This is a genomic window from Biostraticola tofi, from assembly GCF_004343195.1.
Classification (GTDB): Bacteria; Pseudomonadota; Gammaproteobacteria; order Enterobacterales; family Enterobacteriaceae; genus Biostraticola; species Biostraticola tofi.
In genome coordinates this window covers 106524-130412 of the sequence record NZ_SMCR01000004.1, presented here as the reverse complement: position 1 = coordinate 130412, position 23889 = coordinate 106524, and the positions used below count along the sequence as shown (strand labels likewise).

Below are 23889 nucleotides of genomic sequence, written 5' to 3'. Positions count from 1 at the left end.
GCATAAATATCAGGAGACCATATTTCTAATAATACCCATACTGGTTCCAACAAAACCTTTAATCAGCCCGGAAGCTGTGCTCATGATGTTGTTAAACGCAGCCTGCGCTATCTGAAGATTTAATACTTTGCCGGGATTGACCGGATCATCTTTAACGGCATCCTGCGCAGCTTTCATCGCATCAGAAGCTGTATTCAATGCAGGCGTTATGGTAGTGACTGTTTCGTTCATCGATACATCGGTATAGCTGCCTGTATTTCTTGCAACTGGGTTTGCGTTGTCCGGCATCACTTTCACCTTGTCAGTAATTAATTGTTGGGAAAAAACCAGTGACCTGCATTCAACTTTACGTATTCTTGCCTGCCATATTTAAATGATTTTCCTTTAAGCCAGTCTTCCTTGGCATCAATGGAAAACAATATATAATGACCATTCCATTGTTGGCTGAAGGCCTCAATAAACTGCCTTAACTTCAACCGTTCTCCGTCATCAAGTTCATTATTAATAATAAACGTCACGCTGTCTGGGTAGTTATGCCTGGAGTAAGGGACGCCTAATTTTTTGATGCCTGCATCGGCCTGCAGAGAGACCTGATTATCATCTACCATCATAAGGTTGATTGTTGATGCATAGGGAATAACCTCCATCAGGGCGTTGGTCAGCGCTTTTTTTTGCTCGCTGTTCAGGTGAGTACGCTGAAGGCTTAATGCCACCAGAGGGTGTGACGGCTCATCAAACCTGACACCTTGTAGATGCAACTGAGGAAAGTTTCCGGCCAACCAGCGTATCGTTCGCTGAACTTCATCCTGGGCATTAACCACCCTGACCGGCCCTGAAGACGGCATGCGCACCAAGGCCTGGCGACCCCAGGCAGCTTGACCCGCAGTTTGCGTCATCACGTACATGATTCCGTCCCTGCCGGGCAGGATAGGAAAGTCGTTATTTTCATCGCCCAACCCTGCCGCCAGGCTAAGAATTTGCCGATGCTGGGTTGCGGCATTGAGCGTAACCACCAGAGCGATAATGGAAATAACCGCCGCCAGAGCAGCGAACCACACAGGACGGCGCCTGAATACAGCGACAGGGGCGGCGGGGGGCGTATGGGTTTCGCGGTAGCAGAGCACCGCTTCAGACCACGGCTCATCGGCTCGGCGCAGCGCGAAAATCTGCCCCCCGGCGTTTATAATCTGACTCGCCTCAATGTTGCGCGAGCAGACCCCATCCGGATGAAATTCTTTAAGCTCAGCCAGGACCGGCGCATCATCTTCACCGCAGGTCAACTCAAAATTGATACCTGCCATTGTTGACGGGATGACGATGCAGTCATCGGGAATATCGCAACGGCCTTCCGCTGCGACCAGCGTGTTCTCGGCGGCCATGACAAACATGTTCCTGCCAGGGGGCAAAAAAAATTCACATCCTGTCATTACTCCGCTCAGCAGGCGGATAACTGCAGCGTGAGCCGGGTTGACGGCATTCTCAATATCTTTTTGCATAATATAATTTCTTTAATGCATAATGAAGAGTCAGGATCGTAAAAAGATAATAATCAGAATCCCACAAAACTTCATGATAGGAATATGAGCAACAATCTCTTCATAAAATGGATCTATCCCAAGACACCTGAATCAATTGATTAAGAGAGAGATCACTGATCTCACATAAAAAGAGATTTAATTACATTATTAATAATTAATCTCATAACCTTAAAGTGTAGGACTACTCTCCCCTAATTAATCCTAAACCGGTTTAACCATGCATAAATAGGCACTCTATTTCTGCGGCAGTGTCGTTTTTTTGGCAACCAGCACGACCAAATCCTCCACGGTTTCCATTTGAAAAATATCATCGATAGCGAGATCAAAGCCGAATGCCTCGGAAATACCGATGTCAACTTCAAGCCAGTCCAGCGAGTCCATATAAAGTTCATTGGCCAGATGATGTTTGCTGCTGATATCCATCTGACTTCGCCCCAGACGATAGGCCAATATGTCATACAGCGTTTGGCGGATGCGGTCTATGTTACCTACGTCAAGTTTACTGTTCATCAGTTGTTATCCTTGGGTTTATCATCAGCCTGAATCGAGATATCCATCACCGCCGCAATGGCTGAGAGAAAAGGCCTCTGAAAGCGGCAGCGGTTCGATAGGGGTTGCCCGTCTCCGACGGACGGGCGGTCACCTACATATTGGGCTTGGGTTGGCGGGTGGCGGTGAACTGATTAGCTCTGCGCAGTCCCGGTACCGAGGTCAGAACAGGCTTAGGGATGATCATTTCGGGCCAGTCTTTTACCGGTTTGTGCCCGGCTTCAACCCTCTCCGCCTCCCCGCTTGGCCGGGAATCGCTTTCAGGCGGCGATTTACCGGGTTCCGCATGGGCCAGCCCTGACTTATCTGGCTCTTTTCCTGCAAAAATGCCCTTTATCGCCGGCGGATAGCTGAAGGTCGACGGATGATTCGCTCGTCGAAGACCTGATACCGAGGTGATAACCGATGCAGGCGGAGCGACAGTGGGCCAGGTGCTGGTCGCGGTAGCCGGCACCGGCGGTTCTGTTACTTCGGCGATATAAACAGGCCCCTCATCGCTGTAGGTAACCGGGTACTCCTGCACCAGAGTCAACAGCGATGGTTGGTCGGAAAGAATCACAGGCTTAGCACCCGTCTCATGCACCGCAGGTTCCCGCATCTGAGGAGGGGGTGTCGTATGACCGCTGATAAGCGGTTTTTTTGCCGGTTGTCCGGCCGAAGGCGGCATTTTCCCTTGCTGCTGCGGCCGGGGAGGAAGGGTAAAGGACATAGTAGAATTTTGGTTGGTCAGGTTGTAAATATTGATCGGCTGGAAAAGAGTATGAATCGTCAGATTATGGTTGTTTATCGTTGTATTGCCGCTGTTGATCATGATATTGCCAGACGGGTGTCCATCTGTGGCTGTCCCATTCCCTTTGTCACCGGTTTGCCGATGGCCTTCAGGCCTGAGGCCGCCGCCATCGTCAGATCGGGAGCCGAGGCCGGTCGGTACCCTAGCGGTAACATCGGGCGACTTCGGCCCACCCAGCTGTTGATTACTTGACTCAGCCAAGGGTTCGACAGGCGTGTTGTGAGGTTTAACCAGATAATGAGGTATGCCAAGCAAAAGAAAATTTATCAGCCCCAGCTTGGAGATATAGCTTCCACCGCCGTTGGCAACGGTCTTACAGGACTCGTTGAGCAAATTCAGGGCAGCCTGGTCAATGAGATTACCCATCGAACGATATTCTGTCAGGCTAAGTGGCACCCCCTTTAATTGCTGTCCGGTATAGATGGCCATGAAGGGATCTACGACATCAGTCAGCAATACGGCGGATGCGGCCTCTGGCTGGCTTCCCAATATAGGTTTTAATACAGCCGTCATTTCCAGCTCTATTGCTGTGAATTTTTCGGCACGCTTTTGATCATAGTTCCTTAGCGCCTCTGGGGAATTCCGCTGCGCCTTCTGCATAGTGGAGGCGAGTTTCTTTATGACGCCGTCAAGGTCCCTGGACTGGTTAGACGTCAATGGTTTTTGCATGGCGAGAAAGCAGGCTTCGGCCATAGCGGGTATATGATAAGGACATGCCATGCCGCCGGATGTGACAATAGAATTGTGATCAATAGGCGGCCTGTCTTTGCTGGCATAACCCAAAAGATTCTCAATGCTCTGGTGCTTGAATAAACTGCGGCAATCGTCAGCGACGATAATCGCCCCACTCTGGCGCCCTGAAACGCCGCTTTCTTTTGCGGCTCTGTTCAAATCATTGCGCTGGCTATCGCCCGGTGCTGCAGCTGATAGGCCGATGCCAAAGCCCAAGCAATGCGCATTTTCAACGGCATTCTGCGGCCTTCCTGCAATATCTCTAACGATAGCAGGGCCGTTTTTTACCTGCTGCAGTTCTCGTATTAAAGGAGCATGATACTGCTGCCTGCTGGAGGTCATTGCAGCAAAGGCAGACGATAATACGCTGGAAGAAATAGCTAATTCGCTCATATTATTTTAGCTCCATGCCTGGATGATGAGTTTCATCAAATCCGCCATCTTGGCCATAATCGAACTGTATTGCTTGACGGTATTATCAAACAGACTGACGGCATTGCTGTATTTCTGAATTAACAGTTGCATCGTTTGCTTTAATTTATCTCCCTGGCCGTCAAGCCCCTCTTTAAAAACATTATATTTAACCATAGCTAATTTATTACCGACCACTTCCTCCAATGATTTTATAATCGTTTCGAGCGGTGCAACATTCATTTTAACGATGTAACCATCACCCGACTTGACTACACTATCTGCAGGCAGGCCCAGCTCTGCCGCCCATTTTTCAGCATTTTCTTTGGTTGTGCTGCCCGCCTTGGGATAAAGTTTGCCTGCACCCTCGCCGGAAAATTTGACTAGCATGGCTCTTAACTTATTAAGAGCCTCCAAGCCTATAGTGATAAACTGATTACCTTTACTGTCGGTAGTCACTTTAATATCTGTCGTTAATCTGCTAATAAAGTCACTGAATTCCTGATAAAACTCCTTATAACGCTGGATGATATTTTCATATTCATCCATGTAGTGTTCTTTCATATCATTGATGGCTGCTTCCTGGCCGGCCATACTCCAGGAATCATCTATTCTGCCGGTGCCAAAGCGCAATGCCGGCTGCCCGGCAGCGGCGCTATCTTCACCCGCAGCAAGCGACCCCGCCTTTGACAGGCTATCAGCGCTGACGGCAGCATGCATCTGCGCCCTCAGCAGGTGTAATCCCTGCTCCATTTCGCTGGCCATATCCAAGGTCGACCGTTCGCCAGGCGCGCCCTGTACCAGGCCCCCCCTCGACATGCGCGATTGGAGATAAATCCCGCCCGCTTGGCCCGTTTTTCCTGACAGGTAGCTGTCAATTTTATCTTTGATCTGCTGTGCGATGTGGACTACCCATTGTGCAGGTGTCTGAACAATCGGCTTGTCTGCCGCCGATGCGGCAGGGAGAAAAGATAACAGGCTGGTTTCATTGATGGTGTTGTCATGGAAATGGGTTTGCAAAGCGCTGCTGGCTGCAGGCAACGCCATGCCAATTTGATTTGTCAAATCGCTCATCATTAATCCTCAATCATTCCGGCAGTAGATCAGGCGGATAAGTTGCCCGACATATGGCTGATTACCGACTGGCGATTGGCGGTGGCAGCGCTCAAGGCAGATAAGATTTTTTCCATCATCTGCTTGAATTCGCTTAGCTGATTCTTACTGCTGTCAATAGCGGCACCTGATACCTTACCGCCCTGCCGCATGTTTTCCTGATCTGCCCTATCAATACTGGTTAAGGACTGCCCAGTGCCGGTAGCAATGGCGTTGATCGGTGAAGAGAAATGCATAATGAGATCGCCCTTGGTCTTTTTTTGATCCGCGGCGGCGGTCAGCAGCTTAAAGGTATGCGTTTCACGATTAAGCTGCGCTCGGGATGGCGTATCGCTATCGTGTTTAAGTTGACTGTGATGAGCGCTGGATAGCTGATGCTCTGTCTGGGCACGGTGATTAATTTGGCTGGACAGGCCGGCCGGCTGAGTATGGCGGGTTTGCGATACCGGTGACGGTTCTGGTGCGCTACCCTTGCTCCTGGCAAGGTTGTTTTCCAGGCTGTGCAGCCTTTCCTGGTGTGAGGTAATGTTGGGCGCAACCTGCTTGATTGCCTGTCGTTCATTTCTCAGGCCAGACAATTTCTTGGCGCCGCCTGCTCCGGATAGGGCTATGCTGGCAGTTGCTCCGCCAATGGCGGCGCCCATCGCCGTCACCCCCTCTTTACGGATGTATTCAGCCTGCTTTTTAGACATTTCAGCTTCAATTTCCGACATGCGCATATGATCTATGCGCGCTGAAGCCAACAAACGGTTGATAAGGTCAACGCAGGCGAACGTCAGTTTTGCCTGATCGCCCTGGTCTATCGGTCCATAACGATCAGATGGGCCGGCGCTAGTCAGCTTTTGCGGTTCGGTAAAAGTCTGTTGCTGCTGAAAAGCCAAAACCGACTGCTCACTGACTAATTTCAGACGTTCTGCCAGATCTTTTGCCGGCATTGTTGTGCTTTCATCAGGCTTACGCAGCGGGATTTCCACCTTAAGCCCTGATGTGGTACGAGCATTGCCTTTTACAGCCAGATCAACCAGCTGTAATGATGCCGGCTGCAATTTCTGATTTTTTACATCGTCGATGGCCGCGCAATCGGAAGCATACTGGCGTACCGGGCTTGCTGCGGATGAGGCGATCGGATTTGTCATAATAAATTCCTTTTTAGGGTGGTTAACATTAAATGGTGAGATCATTTTCATATTTATTGTTATGACGCTCAGGCCAGTGGAATGAGCATATTCAGCGACTCGATTGCTTATCAAAGAATGGGAAAATATTTGAGTGAATACAAAATAAAAAAACTGTAACTGGATGATGAAGACAACTCAAAACAAATCCATTTTAAGCCCACTCCCTTTTTTATTATTTAATTCTGACTTTGGATTATCCAAATATTCAAGAAAGCATGCATAATTCAGGTGATTCAGGTGATTCAGGTGATTCAGGTGATTCAGGTGATTCAGGTGATTCAGGTGATTCAGGTGATTCAGGTGATTCAGGTGATTCAGGTGAGTAAACACGGTATGCTTACAGCTACCCACTCATTTTTGAATTAAAGCGAATTTTGCTGAGGGGTTAGATGAAAACTAAACCCCTCACTATATAAATATCGCTTACTTATATATTTCCATGTCATCAATTTATTAGTAAAATATAAAAAATCCTGGCATTTGAAATTTTTCATTGGCCAGTGGTAAATTTTTATGCAAAATTTTTACTTAACATAAATCGGGTGGACTGTGCCATATTAGTCATTGCATCGGAGTTAGTCTTCTGCATGTCCCGCCAACTGTTCTGATCGGAGCTGTAAGTCTTGATAACTGATTCCATGGCTCGTACTACGTTGGCAGAAGACTGAATCATATAGGACATAATATCGCTGGTTTTATTTTTATAGACCGCTTCCGCGATCTGTCCACCGGCCTTGGTTCCCTCTGAGGTTAGCTGCACCCCGGTCTGCACATAGTCCAGCTTATTAGCATAACTCTTAAGCGATATCTGATCGCCTTTAACAGATAGTTTTTCAAGCAGGCGCTTAACGCTGACTGAAAATAATGTTCCGGAGCGATTAGCGACATTTTTCATTACTTGAGGAAGGATGTCTTTCACCGCCTGCATGATGACTTTGCTAACAGCCATGGAGGCAAATTTATTGGCAGCGCCCTTACCAATCACCATTGCTGCAATAAGCGCTACGGCTGCCACAATGGCACCCACAATACCCCCTACCAGTTGAGCAGTCAGATCATCAACCCCCAATGATTTCAGCGCCCCGGTGACCATTTGGCTTATCGCATCAATCAGCGGCTGAATCACCTGTTCCATCAATGGTTTCATGGCTTCTTCCATAAATGAAGTGCCGGTCACCTCTTTGCATATTTCATCGCTCACCATCAGCGTCATGCCAACCGCCGCCAGTGCCAGACTGGCCCCGCCGGTAAATATGGCACCGACCAGACTGATGGCGGTAACAAGCCCGCCCAAGATTTTACCGACACAGCCCATGGTGGCGTTCAGCGTTGCGGCTTTACGCTCACTTTCTTCAGCCTTATCCGCCAGCTTCCTCATTTCGACCTGTTTTCCATCACGAAGACTCTGGAAAAACGCCATATCCGCCTCAAGCTTTTTCTCACTGTTCTTACCCAGTAGCTCGATGAACGTGCTGACGATAAACAACATTTTGGCCGAGGACTCTATCGCCTGTTTTATCGGTTCGCGTTCAGCAGCAGGCAGCGACTTATCGTCGGCACGAATCTGTTTATCCAGTTGGTCAAGTTTGCTGAAGGCATCACGAGCTACCTGATAAGAAGCATCGGCTTTTTGTTGCGCCTGGCGGTATTTACCGACGGCCAGCGCCTCACGTTTCTGAGCCTGTTGGAGTTTTTTTTCTGCCTGAGGATAGGCAGGATCACCTGGCTTAAGCTTTTGAAGAGCCGCTTCACAGTCTTTCACCGACTGTTGTCGCTGCGCCAGGTCGCCTTTGTCCGCATTTGCCGCGTCCATGTCTGCTTGCGCGTTCTTAAGTGCCGTTTCATTGGCCTTGACGGCCTTATCATACTCTGCCGCCCGGGCTTCATTATGCTGCTTTTTGGCATTGGCTGCTGATTGAAATATTTTAAGCCGCCCAGCCAGATCGGCCAGACTGATCGAGCCTAACAGCACCATAAGGTCGGACATTACTTTTACAAAGCTTGCGTTGTAATCCTGTGATGCGCCGCTGTCAGAGGGGGGCCGCAGCATCGGCTGGTGCTGATGAGTCGCAGAAGCGGCCGTATGCAGACTTCGTGGGCTCTGATTGGCCAATAACTCTCTGGCCGCCCGCTGAGCCTCTTCAAACAGGCTTGGTGAAAACGGGCGCAGTAGCATACGCTTGTTCTGCACCTGCTGATCACTACCGGCTGCAGAGCGCTCAGTCGCTGAGTTATCCTGCTGCAGGTTAAGCGTTTTGTCGCCGGCAGAGTAATTATTGCCTAAAGAGAGTTGATTCATACTTCCTCCGAAGATGTTTCACTGGCAGTAGGGGAGTTGAGGGTGTGCAGATAGACGTTGGCTCGGTCAATGAGGGTTTGATCCGTACAGTTGTTTACCACCATTTCAAAACACTGCTTTGCTTTATTGGCTTTTTGAATCAGGAGCTGGCACTGACCACTGAAAAATACCGAGTAATAATTATCTTTGGAGAGCGCAAAAGAAACGGCATAAATGTCAATCGCTTTTTGATATTGCTTCTGCAGCTGATATACCGCGCCTAGCCCCATATAATAGTCGGGATTATAGAAATCATATATGCATAAAAACCGAAAAAAAGTGGCAGCCTGATCGAGTTGACCTTTATTGTAAAAATCATATGCGTGTGAATAAAGGCTTTCCATCATATTATCGGGGATTGCATGCACATCCTTTAAAGTAACCCCTCCGTTTACGGCGTCCCACAACATTTCTGCCAGGGGGTCATTACTGTAATTAGTGTCCACAGTGGTAGGTCTCCTGAAAATGTCACCGTCGGCAACAATCAGTATTATTTATATCACGGGTTTTTTTCAATGACTTTCAACTATCGCTTACCTTTAATGTACCAATTTCCAACAATGACTATTACTGCTTCCAGGCTTCATCGACCTGCTTCAACCAATCCAGCAGCCGCATTATTTCGTCCACCTTATCGAGACTTACATAAGAGTAACGACTGTGGGTACTGGCAAGGCGTCTGGCGAGCTTAAAATCGCGCACAATTGGCACACCGACTTCCTGAGCATATTTCTTTACCGCTAATGCCCGTTGATTAAAATCTATCAACGATATTATAGGGCGTGGAAAAAGATCGGGCTGGTAGTAAATCCCAACGGCTATATGTGTGGGGTTGACAATAATCGCCTTGGAACTCCGAATATCCGACTTTATTTGCTCAGACAGGATTTCAATGTGTAGCTCACGCCTTCGATGCTTGATTTCAGGATTGCCATCTTGCTCTTTCATTTCACGCTTCACTTCCTGCTTTTCCATCTTGAGCGTTTTAAGATGTAGGAAAAAATCCGCCAGCGCATCGAGGATAAAAATAATAACGATGCAGGCCAGGCAAGTCAGCACTAATGAGAACAAAATATGGCGAAATATCATCACTACTGTAATAGGTTCAACGTTAACAGAGGAAAATAATAAATCGGCATTGTTTTTCCAAGTAATAATAAATGCGAAAACAAAGCTCAAAAAATATAACATCGTTTTGATAGTATCTTTGACGGTCCTCAAACTGAATATTTTTTTAAATCCCTTTGCCGGACTCAATGCTTCGAAATTAAGCTTCAATGCTTTGCTGGCGACGACGAATCCAGTCTGCAGCAAAGAAGGCAGCGCTGAGGAAACGATGCAAATCACCAGCACCGGCAGGATTATTTTTAAAGCAACGATCAATATCTCAACAAAGTACGCTGTAATATCCTTATTAAAATCAGCTTCGATAACATGTCGGTAAACCTCCATTAATCCCGTTAGGTCAAAAACCTTGGTTAACCAGGCCACCCCGCACAACATCAGGCAGGCAATGATAAAGTCCCGGCCTTTAAAAGATTGCCCTTTTTTGGAGGCATCCTTCAAGCGTTTAGGGGTAGGTTTTTCAGTTTTGTTTGCCATGGTCACCGCTATCCCGCTACAGGTATTAACAGATAACGCCAGTTGCTGTGAGCAGGCCACATCTGCCTGAAAGCACTCGGCACCGTCATTGAGAAATAAATAACCAGCATCAGGAAGGCAATGAAGCTCTTGATGGTGAGAGAAATCGAAAAAGCATTCATCTGCGGCGCAAAGCGTGACAATAAGCCCAGGATGACTTCAGTGAGCAACAGAGCAATCAGCACCGGACTGGCCAGTACAATCATCTTCACCATGAGCTCCGACAATTGTGCCAGCATTGGCCCAATCACCGGCGTACATTCGCTCAGCGGCCCGCACAATCGGAAGCTGTCAGCGTAGAGTTGGACCATAATGCCAAGGCCTCCTCCCTGTAAAAATACCGCAGCGGCGTATAAATTAAACAAATTTGCCAGTTCTGAAGCATCCACTCCACTCACGGGATCAAGCGTACTGCTGATGGTCGCGCCACGTTGAAAATCTATCAGGCTGCCCAGCCCATGCATCACCCAGAATGGCCATGCCAGTACTACCGCCAGAACCAAACCTATGAAGGCCTCTCGCCCGATGAGCCACAACCACTGGCCGATAGGAAGGGAGTTGAGTTCTCCCCATGAATGGGGCCACAGCGCCGCCCCCATCAGCATCACTACCGGCATACGGATGGTATTGCTGATAAGGCTGTGACTCAAGAATGGCATCAGGAAAAACAACGGGAGTAATCGAACTGAACTCAGCGACAATTCTGCCAAGTAGGTAAAAATTTGTAATATTGTTGAATGATCCATTTTTCTACCGCATCAGAGCCAGTTCAAGAACTTCCCGACCAAAACTGACCAGCATTTCTCCATACCAGCCAGAGAGCAGAAAAATACACAGGGTGACGCTCAATAACTTGATACCAAAAGGCAGCGTTTGTTCCTGAAGCTGCATGACGGTCTGAAACAGTCCTACCAGCAGGCCAACCAGAGTAGCGACCATAATCGGTCCTGCCGATAAAAGCAGCACCAGGTAAAGAGCCTTGTTGCCGGCGAATATAATATTATCCATGTGTGACTGCTACTCCTGGCTATGAAGCAAGATCGATATACTGCATAACCAGTCCTTTGGATAATAAGGTCCATCCATCCAGCACGACAAATATAATTAACTTAATCGGTACAGACAGGGTAATAGGGCTCATCATCATCATACCCAGGGCTAGTAAAATGCTAGATACCAGTAAATCGACAACAATAAAGGGTAAATAAAGGTAGAAACCGATAGTAAAAGCGCTCTTTATTTCACTTAGCGCATAGGCCGGCAGCAAGGCAAGTATCGACGGAGAATAAGTTTCGCCATTATCCTGTGAGGCGTCACCCTGGCTCTGCGCTTTATTAAAAAACCTAACCAGTTCAGGATCGGCGTATTTTTCCAGATAGCGGTGATAGCCTGACAGGCCATTATCAAAAAAATCCACTACTGAATCCGGGTTATTCAAGTTAATCTTATCTTCCTGATAACCATGGTAAATCTCTTTTACTATCGGTGACATGACAAACAGACTGAGGATCAGCGCTATACCATTCAATGTTAAATTTGACGGAATTTGCTGCAATCCCAGCGCATTGCGCACCATGACAAACACAATTGAAAATTTAATGTAGCAGGTACCTGAAGCGACTAAAAAAGGCAGCAGGCTGAAAAAGGCCAGACTGGCAATAAAGGTCATATCATTTGGCATGTTGGGCATCCAGACCGACAGCCATCATTTCAACTGCTAGCCGGTCACTTATCTGTACCAACTCTCCTTTTGCAAAAAGCTTACCGTTAATCAGAATTTCAATATGTTTTTCAGCATCCCGGTCGATATCCAGGACGCTGCCTTCAATTAATTGCGTCACATCAGCAATAGACATAAAACGACGCTGAAGTACAAATTCAACCTGTAGTGGAATGGCGTTGAGCGGTTCCTGCAGAGAATAACCCTCCCTTTCAGGGCAAGTCACATCATAACGTGAATGCATATTGTCATCGTGCGGTTTCATTATCAGTCTTCCTTGATCGTGATGGTATTTGCCAAGCGTCTGGCCCTGGCATTTGATGAGTGTGGCCGGTTGCTGGATAATCAGCAGATCCCCTGCTTCAAGTGTTTCCGGTATCAGCGAGGACAGGATACTGGTGCCAATCATGAACTCGACCATCACAGGTAAATCCAGGGCAGCTGAGTTAACTGTGGGCTCGGATCCCGCCAGTGAAAGGTCAATATCGAAGATCCAAACGCGGCATTCAGCGGCAGTGACCAGCAGCATCTGGCCTAAATGCTCAGGGCGCGGTCCGTCGACAACGGCGCTTAGCTGCAACGTCCGGTAGGGGAGACCGCCCATCTCAAAAGTCAGGGGTCGTTCAACAACATTGAAAAGTGAGATGATTTTTTCATCTGAACAGGCATGGCTGGCCATAACAGCAAGTTCAGGAGCGTGGTACGAGAACCACTCCCGCAAGTCAATCATTCCCAGCCAGGCGCCATCGTCAGCAGTCACCTGATGATGGCGGCGGCAGGAATCAGGATTAGCCAATCGGCACTGGCCAGGATCATTGCCCCATTTATCCTTGAATTGACGCAGTATGATCTCGGCGGGTGTGACTGTTCGAAGCATTAGCTGGCTCACTCGTCGTCCTCCTGCTGCCGGGGCTCATGCCGTTGCTGCCGATGTTCAGGGTCGGGATATAAGGGTTTTCGTTTGTCGTCGCCGCCTTGAATGATCCAATCAGAATCAGGCGTATGCGGATTTGCAGCCATTAACTGATGTCTGAGTTCGCTGCTGGAAGCAATGATCTTGAAGCGATTAGCCGCCGCGCCAGCCCGTTCCACGGTCACATATTCACCCTGGCGGAATTTGAATTGGTATTTCAGTTGATAGCCTTCACGTTTGCCGGTTTCGATAATGGCCTGGTGTGAAGCAGCTGCCGGCGTCTGTATGTTATTCGCTTGAGAGAGGGATTTCGCATCCATACGGCCAGTGTGACCGTCGATCGAAGACCCTTTAAGGGGGTTCTCGGTGGCTCTGTCGCTGTTCAACTGTTGCCCGGCAGCCATTGGAATCTCCGGATTACCCTCATTTTTGAGGGTCGCGGACTCCTGGATATCAACGCTTTTTTGCAGCAGGGCCTTTTCATCCGCCCCTGCCATCACAGGGTCGCCACTCAATTTTACCTGCGCGTTCTCGGCAAAACCGGCCTGCTGTATAGCTGGCAACGGCGGCGTCTGTTCAACCTTGCCGGGTTTTGGCAACCCCTTTTCCGCATTCAGTTGCTGAGGATTTTCGCCCTGCCGACCGCTGTCATGGTCCTTACTTAAGGCCTGCCCCTGAGGGTTTGCATTTGGATGCCTCAGTCCCACTGAGCGAAATGCCCCTTTCTGTCCGCCCACCAGTCCGGTGGCTGTATAATCGCGACTGGATTCTGAACAAACGGACTTTACGCAGGCGTGGTATGCTATCGGTGACAGGCAGTTGGCGCTTTTACCTGGCCAGGATACATTTTCCTCTGACCTGGTAAACCTCATCTGCAGTGGAACAACGGCGTCAGCCAGATACTCGGCATCGGTTTTTTTTTTATAAAATTCTGCAGGTCGGATTATTTCCATACGCTTAACTCCTCCGTGTCGAGCTCTTCAAGTCTTAAACCTGTCATTAAACGGGATCGCCGTTTCTTGCTTAGCCAGGACTGATATTTTGCAGCCTTACGCACCCAGTGATGTCTTGATTCATGGATAAGTCGCTGCTGTTGATCCAATTCGATTAACTTTTCCTTTAATTGAGTTTCCTCCAGTTGCAGCGATTTTATACTGGCGCGCAACACTGCAAGCCGCCGATGGGCCATAAACAGTTGGGATCTTAAGAGTGCCCCCTGCGGGCGCTCATGGTGGATAAGCTCCAGCATCCCCTCACGCTGGCGACCGAGTGCCTGGATCTCATCCTCCAGCAGGGTCCTGGAAGCCGACAGTGCTTTAAGAGTGGACTCACAGCGCTGTTGTCTGAAATCACAGCGCTCAATCAAGCGCTTAACGTGCATCAACAAGGCCATGCATCAATCCTAGGGTTTCCTCAAAACTCGACAGCTCCCCAGCGCCCTGGATAAGCAGTTCTTCCAGTGGCTTACGCTGAGCAATCACCCGATCGTTTTGCGTGTTTTCACCTTCTTTATATTCCCCCAAATCCAGGAAAATCTGCAGCTCTTCCAGTTTGACCAGTAGCGCTCGTATTTCGCCGGCCATGGCACGATGATGTTCCGTCGTGACCTGCCCGGCGACACGGCTGATGCTGCGTAAAATATCAATGGCCGGATAATGATTTCTGGCAGCAAGTTTACGGCTGAGGTAGATATGACCATCAAGTATCGATCGGATTTCATCGGCGATCGGGTCAGGCTCATCATCACTTTCCAGCAGAATGGTATAAAAAGCGGTGATACTGCCATTGTGCATATTGCCTGGCCGCTCGAGAATGCGCGGCATGGCATCAAACACCGAGGCCGGATATCCCCTGCGTGCCGGAGGTTCACCCGAGGAGAGGGCTACATCCCTTAAAGCACGTGCGTATCGTGTTATTGAATCGATAAACAGCACCACGGTTTTGCCCTGATCGCGATAATATTCGGCGATGGTGGTGGCAACCAATGCTGCGTTACAGCGCTCCAGGGAAGAATAGTCTGACGTGGCGTATACCACCACACAGCGATTCTCTCTGCCCGACTGTCGCAATGCACTGATAAATTCCGTGACTTCACGACCACGTTCGCCGATAAGGCCGATGACAAAAATATCCGCCTGGGTCTGCTGAATCAGTAAATGCATTAATACAGTCTTACCGCAGCCGGCAGAGGCGAATATGCCGATACGCTGGCCAATGCCGCAGGTCAGCATACTGTCAATCGCCCGGATACCGGTGACCAATGGCGCATCGATCACTGCCCGTTGCAAATAGGAAGGAGCGGCATTATCGATGCTCCGGGTTTCTGTCCTTGACCTGAATGGCTCAGGCACTAGACGTTCAATAATGTCGCCTGCAGGATTCATTACTGTGCCGGTGATGTCATTGCTCAAATCAATCATCAGCGTTTTACCGGTAGGATGGAGCAGTACATTTCTCGACAGTCCCTGACTGCTGCCAATGAGGCTGAGCACGGTAAGATGCTGGTTGAACCCAAGAACCTGTGCCCGGGCTATCACTTCAGAAGATCGCCAGTCGCGGCGAATCTCGCATATTTCGCCAATCTGGACATCCGGCAATGCGGCCTCGATAATCGGTCCGGCCAAACGCAGGGGCATCGCCTGGCGAGTTAATAATCGCAGACTCTTCATAAGTTACTGCACTACCATGACAAAGCGCTCCAGACGTTCGAAAAAGCCGCTGAGCGCAACGGCAAAATTCTGCCCGCAATCCATGCAGCTGGGGCTAAGTAATCCCTTTAATTCCAGATAGCCCTCACTCTCGGATAACATGAGTTTGCCTCCTCGAGTAAAATCGGCTCCCTGCATCAGCTCTTTTAATAACGCCGGTGCATTCTGTTCCAGCACATGGTCATTCTGCTCAGCAATTCTGGACCACAGCCAAACGTCATCATCGAGCTTACTGATATTAATACTTGGCATATCATTAAAATCGAGAGCTATCGTAGAGTGGCTATCAAAATTACTCAGCAATTTTGGATCACAGCCACTTCCCAGCAATGCCTCCCGCACCAAAGTAGCAATATCGACGTACATTTGTATTCTCCTGAATGATCAGATGGTTTTAATTACATTTACGGTGACGGTTTCCGTTAGTTCACCGAATGAGATCACTTCCAAATCCCTGAAGCGATTTTCAATAAGTATTTTTATAAAGCGGCGAATATCAACCGATGCCAGAAGCACCATATCTTTTTGGTCAATGAAAATGCTTTCCAGCGCAACATTAAACATATCGGTGACCTGATCAGCCGTTGGCGGATCCAGATTCAGAAAGGATCCTGACGACGTCGTTCTAATACCGCCACGAATAATATCTTCAATTTCCGGTGAAACCATAACCACACGCAGTTCATTATTCACTGAAAATTTATGACAGATATATCGTGCCAGTGCGCCCCTCACATGCTCCACCAGCGCAATAACGTCTTTTTCTCTGGGAGCCCAAAGCGCAAGTGATTCCATTATGAGTTTCATATTTCGAGTGGATATACGTTCGGTCAACAAGCGCTGTAATACTTCTGCGATACGCTGTACGGTGGCGTGTCGCAATACTTCCTTGAGCAGATCAGGATATTTATTTTCCATCAGATCCAGCATGTGCTTGGTCTCCTGAACACCGAAATATTCATTCACATGATGAGATAGCAATACGGAAAAGCAGTGGTAAAACTCATCAATAGCGCTGCGCAGGTGATAGCCCAGTGGGGACAGGACAGCCTGGCTTTCACGGCCTACCCAAATGGCACTTTTTTCAGCTATCAAATTAATACCAAGATGATGTAATTCATCACTGGCATTCACCACCCTCAGAGAGTCGAAATGGATAATAAATGAATCAGCCCTGATCTCATTGATAAGCACCACCACTTCATTTTCATTAATTGAATCTGATACACGCAGCACCATTTCCGGTAATTTAACGCCATAATCGATAAAGAACTGGCTGCGTAGACGTCCGCTGATTTCTGCCTTTTCGAGCCGCTGGTGATTATCTTTCGACACCAGCAATATCAGCGCTACCGTTTCAACCGCCACCTGATCTATGTCATTAATCATGTCAGCCTGGCTGGTCAGCTCAGTTCCTTGATCCGATGATTGCTGGCTGAACGCCCCTGGAGAAGGCTCCGAACTCGCACGCCTGTCGAGCTTCGCCCGACGATATCTCATATAAAAGAGAATAATTAACGCTGAAGCCAGCAGAATAAACACCGGCAAAGGGAACCCGGGTAAAAATCCGATACACAGGGCAAGCATGGAGGTTACAACCAATACAAAGGGATTGCCCAATAACTGGTGCATCATATTGCGGCCCATATTGTCGCCTTCGCCGCTTACCCGGGTGACAATCAAACCGGCACTGATTGATATAAGCAACGCTGGGATCTGAGCAACCAGACCATCGCCAATGGTCAACATAGTATAGGTGGACAGCGCCTGGCTCATATCCATGTGATGTTGGCTCATGCCTACGGCAATACCGCCAATGAAATTCACAAAGGTCACGATAATACTGGCGATCGCATCTCCCTTGATAAATTTCATCGCTCCATCAAATGAGCCATACAGCTGACTTTCCCGTTCTAGAACACTGCGACGAAGCTTGGCGCCCTCGGCATCAATAACGCCGCCTTTAAGATCGGCATCAATACTCATCTGTTTACCCGGCATGCCATCAAGTGAAAAACGAGCAGCAACTTCTGCCACGCGTTCAGAGCCTTTGGTAATAACGATAAACTGCACGACCGTGACGATGGCAAAGATCACGAAACCTACCACCAGGTTATCGCCAATCACAAACTGGCCAAAGGTGGCGATAATCTCACCCGCATCGGCATCATTAAGTATCAGTCTGCTGGTGCTGATTGTCAGGGCCAGGCGGAACAGGGTGGTTATCAGCAGTACGGCGGGAAATGTCGAAAAACTCAGGATCTGGTCGATATAAAATGCGCCGAGGAAAACTAATACGGCAATAATTATATTGAGGCCAATGAGAAAATCCACCAAGTAAGTAGGCAGAGGAATAATTAGCATTGCAATGATCATAATGACCAATGCCAGGATAAGCAATTCTGGACGCGTTCGAACAGTATTCAATAAATTATTTAACACTTTAGATTTCCATAGCTGTTTATCGTGGCATCACTGCCTGTCTTTTTTTCTGTTTAGAATTAACTCATGTCGGTATGCTAGGCCGGTCATTTTTTTAAGCTCCGTCAGCAGTAAAAGCGCGGATGCAGGATCAATAAATAATTCATTTGGTAGTGATTTGCATGCTTTGTAAATAAGGCCTAGCAGGCTGGCACGTTCAGAGTATCCCCCCATAAGGAACAGTTCGCCCAAATTATCCTGCAGATGGAGAGCAATTAGTTCAGGAAACTCCAGAATGGACATTAACAATATTAACCACTCTTTTTCGCTTTTTTGTATACTGACCTGCCGTGGTGGAGACAATAAGGTATTAATAAACAGATAATCACCCGACCGCAGACGCTTCAATTGTCCCAGCTTAATGATAAGGGTGCCGAATTCACCCCTTGAACAGCTTGGATCCTGAGATAACATATCCGCTACCAGCGCCGCTTCGATAAACTCCAGTACTCTGGCCCGATGTAAATAGCCATAACAGGTGATCCAATCCTGATATTCTTTTACTTCATGCCGCTCATTTTTTAGGAACTGTCGGTAACTCAGGCGAAGTAAGGCCGGTTTCATCTGCATACTCCGCAGCCCAAACAGCCTGGCTTTAAGCCCGCAATTAATGCCTGCTTTCAATTCCCTTGGCGCAGCCTGTAGCTCTACCTGCTTTAGCAAGGCCTGCAGCTGTTGCTTTACGTGTTCAGTCAACTGTCTTCGGCGCAGCAGCTCACGCAGCACCATCACCAGATCACTCTCATCAGGAAAAGCCGCCCGAGCCTGCTGCAGCAGGAATTCCAGAGATAATTTTCGGGTAGCGCTAATCTTGAGCAGCATATCCACCTTTGGTACCACATCATCTTCAAGAATATGTTCAAAGCTTTCAGCGGCGTCCTGTTCTCGCTTGATACTCTGACGGCGTAGCCCGAATTGCGTCATCGCCAGCGACATTTCGTCCGAGAGCATCGCCAGCTTTTGTTCCCCGCCGGTCTCATCGCGCTCCTCAACACCTTCGTCCTCAGTGACATGATGTGCAGAGGCCCCACTGCCTTTGTTTTCCTTAGGCAGCGTCTGCCTTAGGTAATTGAGCCAAGGCGCGGCGGCAGAATTTATGGTTGCCATTTCTGGCTATCCAGATAATTGCGGGCCCAGTCCTGCAATACATCAGGCTGGCGTTCCGCCACAATCTTTTTCACGAATTCACTGGCATCAGTCGCCAGGGGTTCGGTGATTTCCCGCGGCTGAATAAGGAAGATACGAACCGTATTGGACTGATGATTGACCCGATAGCGAAACAGTCCGCCAATGAAGGGGATATCCCCCAGCAGAGGGATTTTCGCTGTGTTGCCGCTGTCCTCATCGCGGGTGTATCCCCCAATCAGCAGGCTTTTTCCTCTGGGAACCCGCGCCACAGTGCTGATGGTGGTTCGGCCTACCTTCGGCAGATATTCGTCGTCATTCTCATTCACCGTCGGTATCTCGCTGCCATCCTCGATATTCAGCACCATTTCTATTTCATTGCGCGGTGAAAAACGTGGCAGCACGCTGACCAGCGTACCGTAGGTCACCTGCTTCAACTCGACGCTGCGCTCGCCTATAAGCTTGGTGTAAAAAGTGCGATTATTATCGAAGATGGCAGGCACATTCTCCTGGGTCAGCACAATCGGGCGTGAAACGATATTGGCCCGGTTCTTGCGCGATAATGCCATAATTGAAGCCATAAACCGCGCCCCATTGAGGGTGGTATAGGAGCCTCCATTAAGAGAAATATTCAAGCTGTTACCAATGCCGGCATTGCCCTGCCAGTTGATCCCCAACTGGTCGAGATCGTCTTTCTGCATATCCACAATCCACAGCGAAAGTTCAACATGTCTCTTCGGCAAGTCAAGCGCCATGGCCAGATTGCGTACCAGCTCCACCTGCCTGCCGGTGCCTTTCACCAGCAGGCTGTTAGTACTGGGATTAGCAATAACCCTGACGCTCTCAGTCGCTCCCTCAAGGCGCTGGACGGGCGCGGCAAAGGCATTCCCTCCCGTATCGTCTGCCGCCACATCCGAGCCTGATAGCGCGGCGGCGTCAGGCCCGGACTCCACTTTCGGCCGTACAGCCTGAAGATCGCCTGACAGCAGTTGGCCAATGACATTGGCGATACCGGGAATAATCAGTTTCTCGCCGCGCAGCGCATATGAACGATCGCTGACAAAGGTATTGTTAAGCTGGATAACGCGGGTTATTTCTCCTCCTTGCGCTCTATCGACTTTCTCATCCAGAAAGCGGGCGGAGTTAAGCACCAGATCAACATAGACCGGCGGTCCGGAGATATAAAAGGTGCCCCGGTTTTCATCGCCACGAAGAGGATAACGCTCATCGTAAAGCGAGGATTTTCTGAGGTAATTTTTCAGGGTCATAAAAGAGATATTCTGCAGAGACATCATGCTGTTCTGCATTTCGGCCGCATCATAGATGTAGATTGCCTGCCCATCGTGATACCAGACAAGGCCCATCTGGCGAGATATTTTTTCTAGCAGAGCATGGGGTTCAGAGAGATCAAACTCTCCGCTTATCTGTTTTCTGGCGACCGTTTTGCTGACAATAATGGGTATGCCCAAGCGATCAGACAGGGCATCAAAAAACACTTTCAAACCATCTTTATGAGCAATATAGCCTTCCGCAGCGCCGCCCTTTTTCACCAAAGGCATCTGGGTAGCCGTCAATGCCGGCATCCATAAAATAGTTAGCAGGCAAAAACTGAAAAGTCCGCTTCGAATCAAGATTTTATTCATTTTATCGATTTCTTCGTCATCATATTCCATAAGCTTCGAGGTGAGACCCCGAAGGCATCCCTGATATCATTTGAAAGATGGGATGAAGATGCGTAGCCATGACGCATGGCAATAGCCGTCAGGCTTTTTCGTTCTTCAACAACATCAAGCAGGGCTCTCGCAATACGCCAGCCCCGCAATTCGCTTTTTGCGGAGTTACCCAATGCATTCCGGCATAGACGTCGAAAGTGGGAATACGACAGTCCGTAACGTGCGCCAAGCACATTCAGCTTGTCGTTGTTCACAGACTCATTCAGCAGGAACCTGATGAGCCAATAGCATTCCGTCCGGCGCAGAAATGATGCCAGCCGACTCATTTCATCGGAGGGATTATGATGCTGCATCAGCAGCCATCGCTCGATGTCGTTACCGGTATGTATTTCCGGTAATTGCTTCAATTGGATAGTTGTCCAGTGTTGCTGGCGGGCATATTTGATTGCCAGACCCCGGGATTCATCGATAAAAACCTGTAACTTGACCAGCGTAAAGAAAGGCAGCTCCTGATAAGTAGCTTCACCTGAAATCACTTCCATGCTGACTCTGTTCATCAGCAAAAGGCCATTCCAATCCGCGTCCAGCTGCAATCGGGTTATTCCTTCCGGACAGTGAAATGCCATTTCGCAAATATTATCGTTAGCCTTCAGCAACCAGCATTTCTGTTTCGTTATATCTTGCCTGAAGGTGTTAACAAGCGGCGTGCCAGGAGATATAATACTTTCCTTGCTCATAATTATCCCTTTCCGCGTTCGACTCATTCCCACTCTGATGATAATGCCCTATTACCTGCAAAAAATCATGATGGGAATCTGACTAATAGTGTTGTGGTTTATTTTTTATAAAGGATAGGACGTTTGTTCCCCTACCGGCTCGGTTACCTTATTATTGTTTTAAATTATTTTTAAATAAATCCCTGGAAATTTTCTGGGGATATTAATATGAGGCAACTATATCTCTGGGCAAAGCATTTAGCTGATATCGACATATCGAGCCAGTTTACATGTTGAAAAGATAACTTACTTGATGCCGTTACTTTTCTAGGCGCGCAACGTTTTCAACCTGGGATCATGCCGCCAGATAGCCAGGCATGGCGATGCTTCTCGCTCCAGTTTATGTTGCCATTCTCTGGCTGCCGGATCACCCTTGCAATAACGGATGAGGGGCAATATTGCCGCCGGGACCGTGAGCGATGGCTGCTCCATGATGATGTCTACCTGCTCGATACCGTCATCATTCGAACGTGCAAACAGCCCGACATAGAGCATATTAAAATAAATGATGCCATCCCCCGGCATCGACTGGCCCAGGCCAGTACTGACTTCACTCGCCAGATTGAACTGTCCTTTATCACAAAGGATGACTGCCTGCATGCTGCGTAACAGTGGGTGGTTATCGGCGCCCTGGGCTGACACCATTTCCAGAGCCGCGGTCATGTTGCCGCTGCAGTATTCGATCCACATGATAAGTGCCTTGATATCGATCCGCAGCGGCAGCCTTTGGCTGGCCTGCCTGGCGAAGTAGAGGGATGTTTGCAGCTCCCCGTTGATGAAAAGATGCCAGGCATAATAGTAATTTATCACCGGATATCCCGGTGCCAGCGTAATTATCTGCTTGAAGATGTCTTCTGCCTGTTGATATTGCGATTTCATTGCATAGACTAACCCTCGCATGGCAAGGGCGAGGGGATGATCGTCAACCTGCTCAAGCACCTGCTCAGACAGAAGTGCGCAGTTATCGAGCGCGTCGTTCAAGTTGGTTATTCCCATCTGGCCAAGAGAGAAATGGCATTCAGCAAGCTGACTCAGTATTGAAGTATCGTTGGGCGCCTGCAGACGATATTGCTCGGTCATTGCCAGCGCATGCTGCAGGCTTTGGGGTGTATAGACGTTCATCGCGTCCCTGACTTCTGCCAATGCCGGATAAGCGGAGTCTTTTAAAGGAATGCCTAAATCGACATCAAATTGTTTTGACAGGCTGGGAATATAACGCAAGATAATATCTTTGAGCATTTTTTTCAGCAGATCAGGCGTCACATTATTGCCTATGGGTATACACTCACGCCGTCTGACGAAATGGTCATGGGTACGGATCAGCTCAATTCTCAGCGATGGATTGCCGCCGACAATGAGCTCATAGCCGGTGAGGTAGTAATCTGGCCTGACTTTTTCCAGCAGCTCCAGAATTGAGTGTACGGAACGGCAATTGATCGTCAGCGAGGAAGGCAATACATGCAGCCCTATATGCTCGCAGCCGGTCATTTCCTCCACGATGGCATCCTGCAGCCCCAGCACATCAAGCGAGCTTTCAAGCTTGAAAGGCAGCACGGCAATGATACAGCTTGATGTCTTCAGCTTGGGTTCAGTTGGTATCAGACGTGTCACGGGCCAGGAAAACCGGTAGCCCTTGCCATATACCGTATCGATAAAACGCCGGTTCTTTCCCTCCTGAAGAATTCGGCGCAAGACATAAATACAGCGTGTCAGTGATTCTTCACTCACATTGCCACCACACCAGACATCCTGAATCAACTGAGTTTTGGTGACAACTTCGCCTGCTGACTCCAGCAGCAAATAAAGCACCGCCAACTCCTTTGGCGAAACACTTAACTGCTTATCCTTATGAAACAATACCTTGGAAGAATTAAGGACGAAATCGCCAAAGGTATATTGTATTTTTGAATGGCTGATGACCTCTTTTCTGACGCCTTTAATCGGCAGGTAATTGGAGCGGGATTTAGCCGCATAGGGTTTATTTGCTATTTCGGTCATTATTTACACCTCCTAATACTGATTCAATATAATCTTTATTACTAGCAGACATCGTCGATGCCCAAAAAACCAAGCTTACAATTTTAAATCAATGGCATGACCCGTTTTGCCGTCTAGGAATAAAACGCATGATTCAAATAAACATAATTTCATTGCTAACTAATTTAAAATTACTTGATTGTTGATAATACATTACGCCTAGAAT

Annotated in this window: 23 protein-coding genes; 1 reads left to right on the top strand and 22 read right to left on the bottom strand. The window is 48.4% G+C overall.

The window, feature by feature from the left end; translation table 11 throughout:
- Positions 1-9: 9 nt before the first annotated feature.
- The 6 genes from EDC52_RS10410 to EDC52_RS10385 form a co-directional block, all read right to left on the bottom strand.
- A complete protein-coding gene (locus EDC52_RS10410; RefSeq protein ID WP_131865264.1) occupies positions 10-288 on the bottom strand; it encodes an EscF/YscF/HrpA family type III secretion system needle major subunit in 279 nt (92 codons plus the stop codon).
- A gap of 20 nt (positions 289-308) precedes the next feature.
- Positions 309-1496 (bottom strand): PrgH/EprH family type III secretion apparatus protein, encoded by a 1188-nt coding sequence (locus EDC52_RS10405; protein ID WP_131865263.1) that lies wholly within the window; start codon positions 1494-1496, stop codon positions 309-311.
- A 276-nt stretch (positions 1497-1772) separates the two neighbouring features.
- On the bottom strand, positions 1773-2048 hold the full coding sequence (locus EDC52_RS10400; RefSeq protein ID WP_131865262.1) for an acyl carrier protein: 276 nt from the start codon (positions 2046-2048) through the stop codon (positions 1773-1775).
- A gap of 133 nt (positions 2049-2181) precedes the next feature.
- Positions 2182-4002, bottom strand: a complete 1821-nt coding sequence (locus EDC52_RS10395) for a hypothetical protein (protein ID WP_131865261.1) — start codon at positions 4000-4002, stop codon at positions 2182-2184.
- Positions 4003-4008: 6 nt separating this feature from the next.
- Positions 4009-5097: an IpaD/SipD/SspD family type III secretion system needle tip protein gene (locus EDC52_RS10390; protein WP_131865260.1), complete on the bottom strand. Its 1089-nt coding sequence runs from the start codon at positions 5095-5097 to the stop codon at positions 4009-4011.
- Positions 5098-5123: 26 nt separating this feature from the next.
- Entirely contained in the window at positions 5124-6269 is a 1146-nt protein-coding gene (locus tag EDC52_RS10385) for an IpaC/SipC family type III secretion system effector (protein WP_165911694.1), read from the bottom strand.
- A gap of 279 nt (positions 6270-6548) precedes the next feature.
- Between EDC52_RS10385 and EDC52_RS20250 the strand changes: the two genes are divergently transcribed.
- Positions 6549-6677, top strand: coding sequence for a hypothetical protein (locus EDC52_RS20250; RefSeq protein WP_268990349.1), 129 nt, complete (start codon positions 6549-6551; stop codon positions 6675-6677).
- 145 nt (positions 6678-6822) lie between these two features.
- Here EDC52_RS20250 and sctE read toward each other — a convergent pair whose 3' ends face one another.
- The 16 genes from sctE to EDC52_RS10305 form a co-directional block, all read right to left on the bottom strand.
- Complete coding sequence (sctE, locus tag EDC52_RS10380; RefSeq protein WP_131865258.1) at positions 6823-8610, bottom strand: type III secretion system translocon subunit SctE; 1788 nt, start codon at positions 8608-8610, stop codon at positions 6823-6825.
- Positions 8607-9095: a type III secretion system translocator chaperone SicA gene (sicA, locus tag EDC52_RS10375; protein WP_131865257.1), complete on the bottom strand. Its 489-nt coding sequence runs from the start codon at positions 9093-9095 to the stop codon at positions 8607-8609. The genes sctE and sicA overlap by 4 nt, the downstream gene beginning before the upstream one ends.
- Before the next feature lie 121 nt (positions 9096-9216).
- On the bottom strand, positions 9217-10251 hold the full coding sequence (locus EDC52_RS10370) for an EscU/YscU/HrcU family type III secretion system export apparatus switch protein (RefSeq protein ID WP_131865256.1): 1035 nt from the start codon (positions 10249-10251) through the stop codon (positions 9217-9219).
- A gap of 8 nt (positions 10252-10259) precedes the next feature.
- Complete coding sequence (sctT, locus tag EDC52_RS10365; protein ID WP_131865255.1) at positions 10260-11036, bottom strand: type III secretion system export apparatus subunit SctT; 777 nt, start codon at positions 11034-11036, stop codon at positions 10260-10262.
- 4 nt (positions 11037-11040) lie between these two features.
- Complete coding sequence (locus tag EDC52_RS10360; RefSeq protein WP_131865254.1) at positions 11041-11298, bottom strand: EscS/YscS/HrcS family type III secretion system export apparatus protein; 258 nt, start codon at positions 11296-11298, stop codon at positions 11041-11043.
- Positions 11299-11317: 19 nt separating this feature from the next.
- Complete coding sequence (locus EDC52_RS10355; protein WP_131865253.1) at positions 11318-11971, bottom strand: EscR/YscR/HrcR family type III secretion system export apparatus protein; 654 nt, start codon at positions 11969-11971, stop codon at positions 11318-11320.
- Positions 11961-12887, bottom strand: a complete 927-nt coding sequence (locus tag EDC52_RS10350; RefSeq protein WP_131865252.1) for a FliM/FliN family flagellar motor switch protein — start codon at positions 12885-12887, stop codon at positions 11961-11963. Before EDC52_RS10350 ends, EDC52_RS10355 begins: the two co-directional genes overlap by 11 nt.
- A gap of 8 nt (positions 12888-12895) precedes the next feature.
- On the bottom strand, positions 12896-13876 hold the full coding sequence (locus EDC52_RS10345; protein ID WP_131865251.1) for a hypothetical protein: 981 nt from the start codon (positions 13874-13876) through the stop codon (positions 12896-12898).
- Positions 13867-14316, bottom strand: a complete 450-nt coding sequence (locus tag EDC52_RS10340) for a hypothetical protein (RefSeq protein ID WP_131865250.1) — start codon at positions 14314-14316, stop codon at positions 13867-13869. The genes EDC52_RS10345 and EDC52_RS10340 overlap by 10 nt, the downstream gene beginning before the upstream one ends.
- A complete protein-coding gene (sctN, locus tag EDC52_RS10335; protein ID WP_131865249.1) occupies positions 14294-15592 on the bottom strand; it encodes a type III secretion system ATPase SctN in 1299 nt (432 codons plus the stop codon). The genes EDC52_RS10340 and sctN overlap by 23 nt, the downstream gene beginning before the upstream one ends.
- Before the next feature lie 3 nt (positions 15593-15595).
- Positions 15596-15997 (bottom strand): InvB/SpaK family type III secretion system chaperone, encoded by a 402-nt coding sequence (locus EDC52_RS10330; protein ID WP_131865248.1) that lies wholly within the window; start codon positions 15995-15997, stop codon positions 15596-15598.
- A gap of 18 nt (positions 15998-16015) precedes the next feature.
- Positions 16016-18073 carry an EscV/YscV/HrcV family type III secretion system export apparatus protein gene (locus EDC52_RS10325; protein ID WP_131865247.1) on the bottom strand — a complete coding sequence of 686 codons (2058 nt, stop codon included), beginning with the start codon at positions 18071-18073 and terminating at the stop codon, positions 16016-16018.
- A gap of 30 nt (positions 18074-18103) precedes the next feature.
- Complete coding sequence (gene sctW / locus EDC52_RS10320) at positions 18104-19048, bottom strand: type III secretion system gatekeeper subunit SctW (protein ID WP_165911693.1); 945 nt, start codon at positions 19046-19048, stop codon at positions 18104-18106.
- Positions 19049-19206: 158 nt separating this feature from the next.
- Positions 19207-20880, bottom strand: a complete 1674-nt coding sequence (gene sctC / locus EDC52_RS10315; protein ID WP_131865245.1) for a type III secretion system outer membrane ring subunit SctC — start codon at positions 20878-20880, stop codon at positions 19207-19209.
- On the bottom strand, positions 20877-21467 hold the full coding sequence (locus EDC52_RS10310; RefSeq protein ID WP_230468013.1) for a helix-turn-helix domain-containing protein: 591 nt from the start codon (positions 21465-21467) through the stop codon (positions 20877-20879). The genes sctC and EDC52_RS10310 overlap by 4 nt, the downstream gene beginning before the upstream one ends.
- A 486-nt stretch (positions 21468-21953) precedes the next feature.
- Positions 21954-23684 carry a winged helix-turn-helix domain-containing protein gene (locus tag EDC52_RS10305; RefSeq protein ID WP_131865244.1) on the bottom strand — a complete coding sequence of 577 codons (1731 nt, stop codon included), beginning with the start codon at positions 23682-23684 and terminating at the stop codon, positions 21954-21956.
- Positions 23685-23889: the final 205 nt, after the last annotated feature.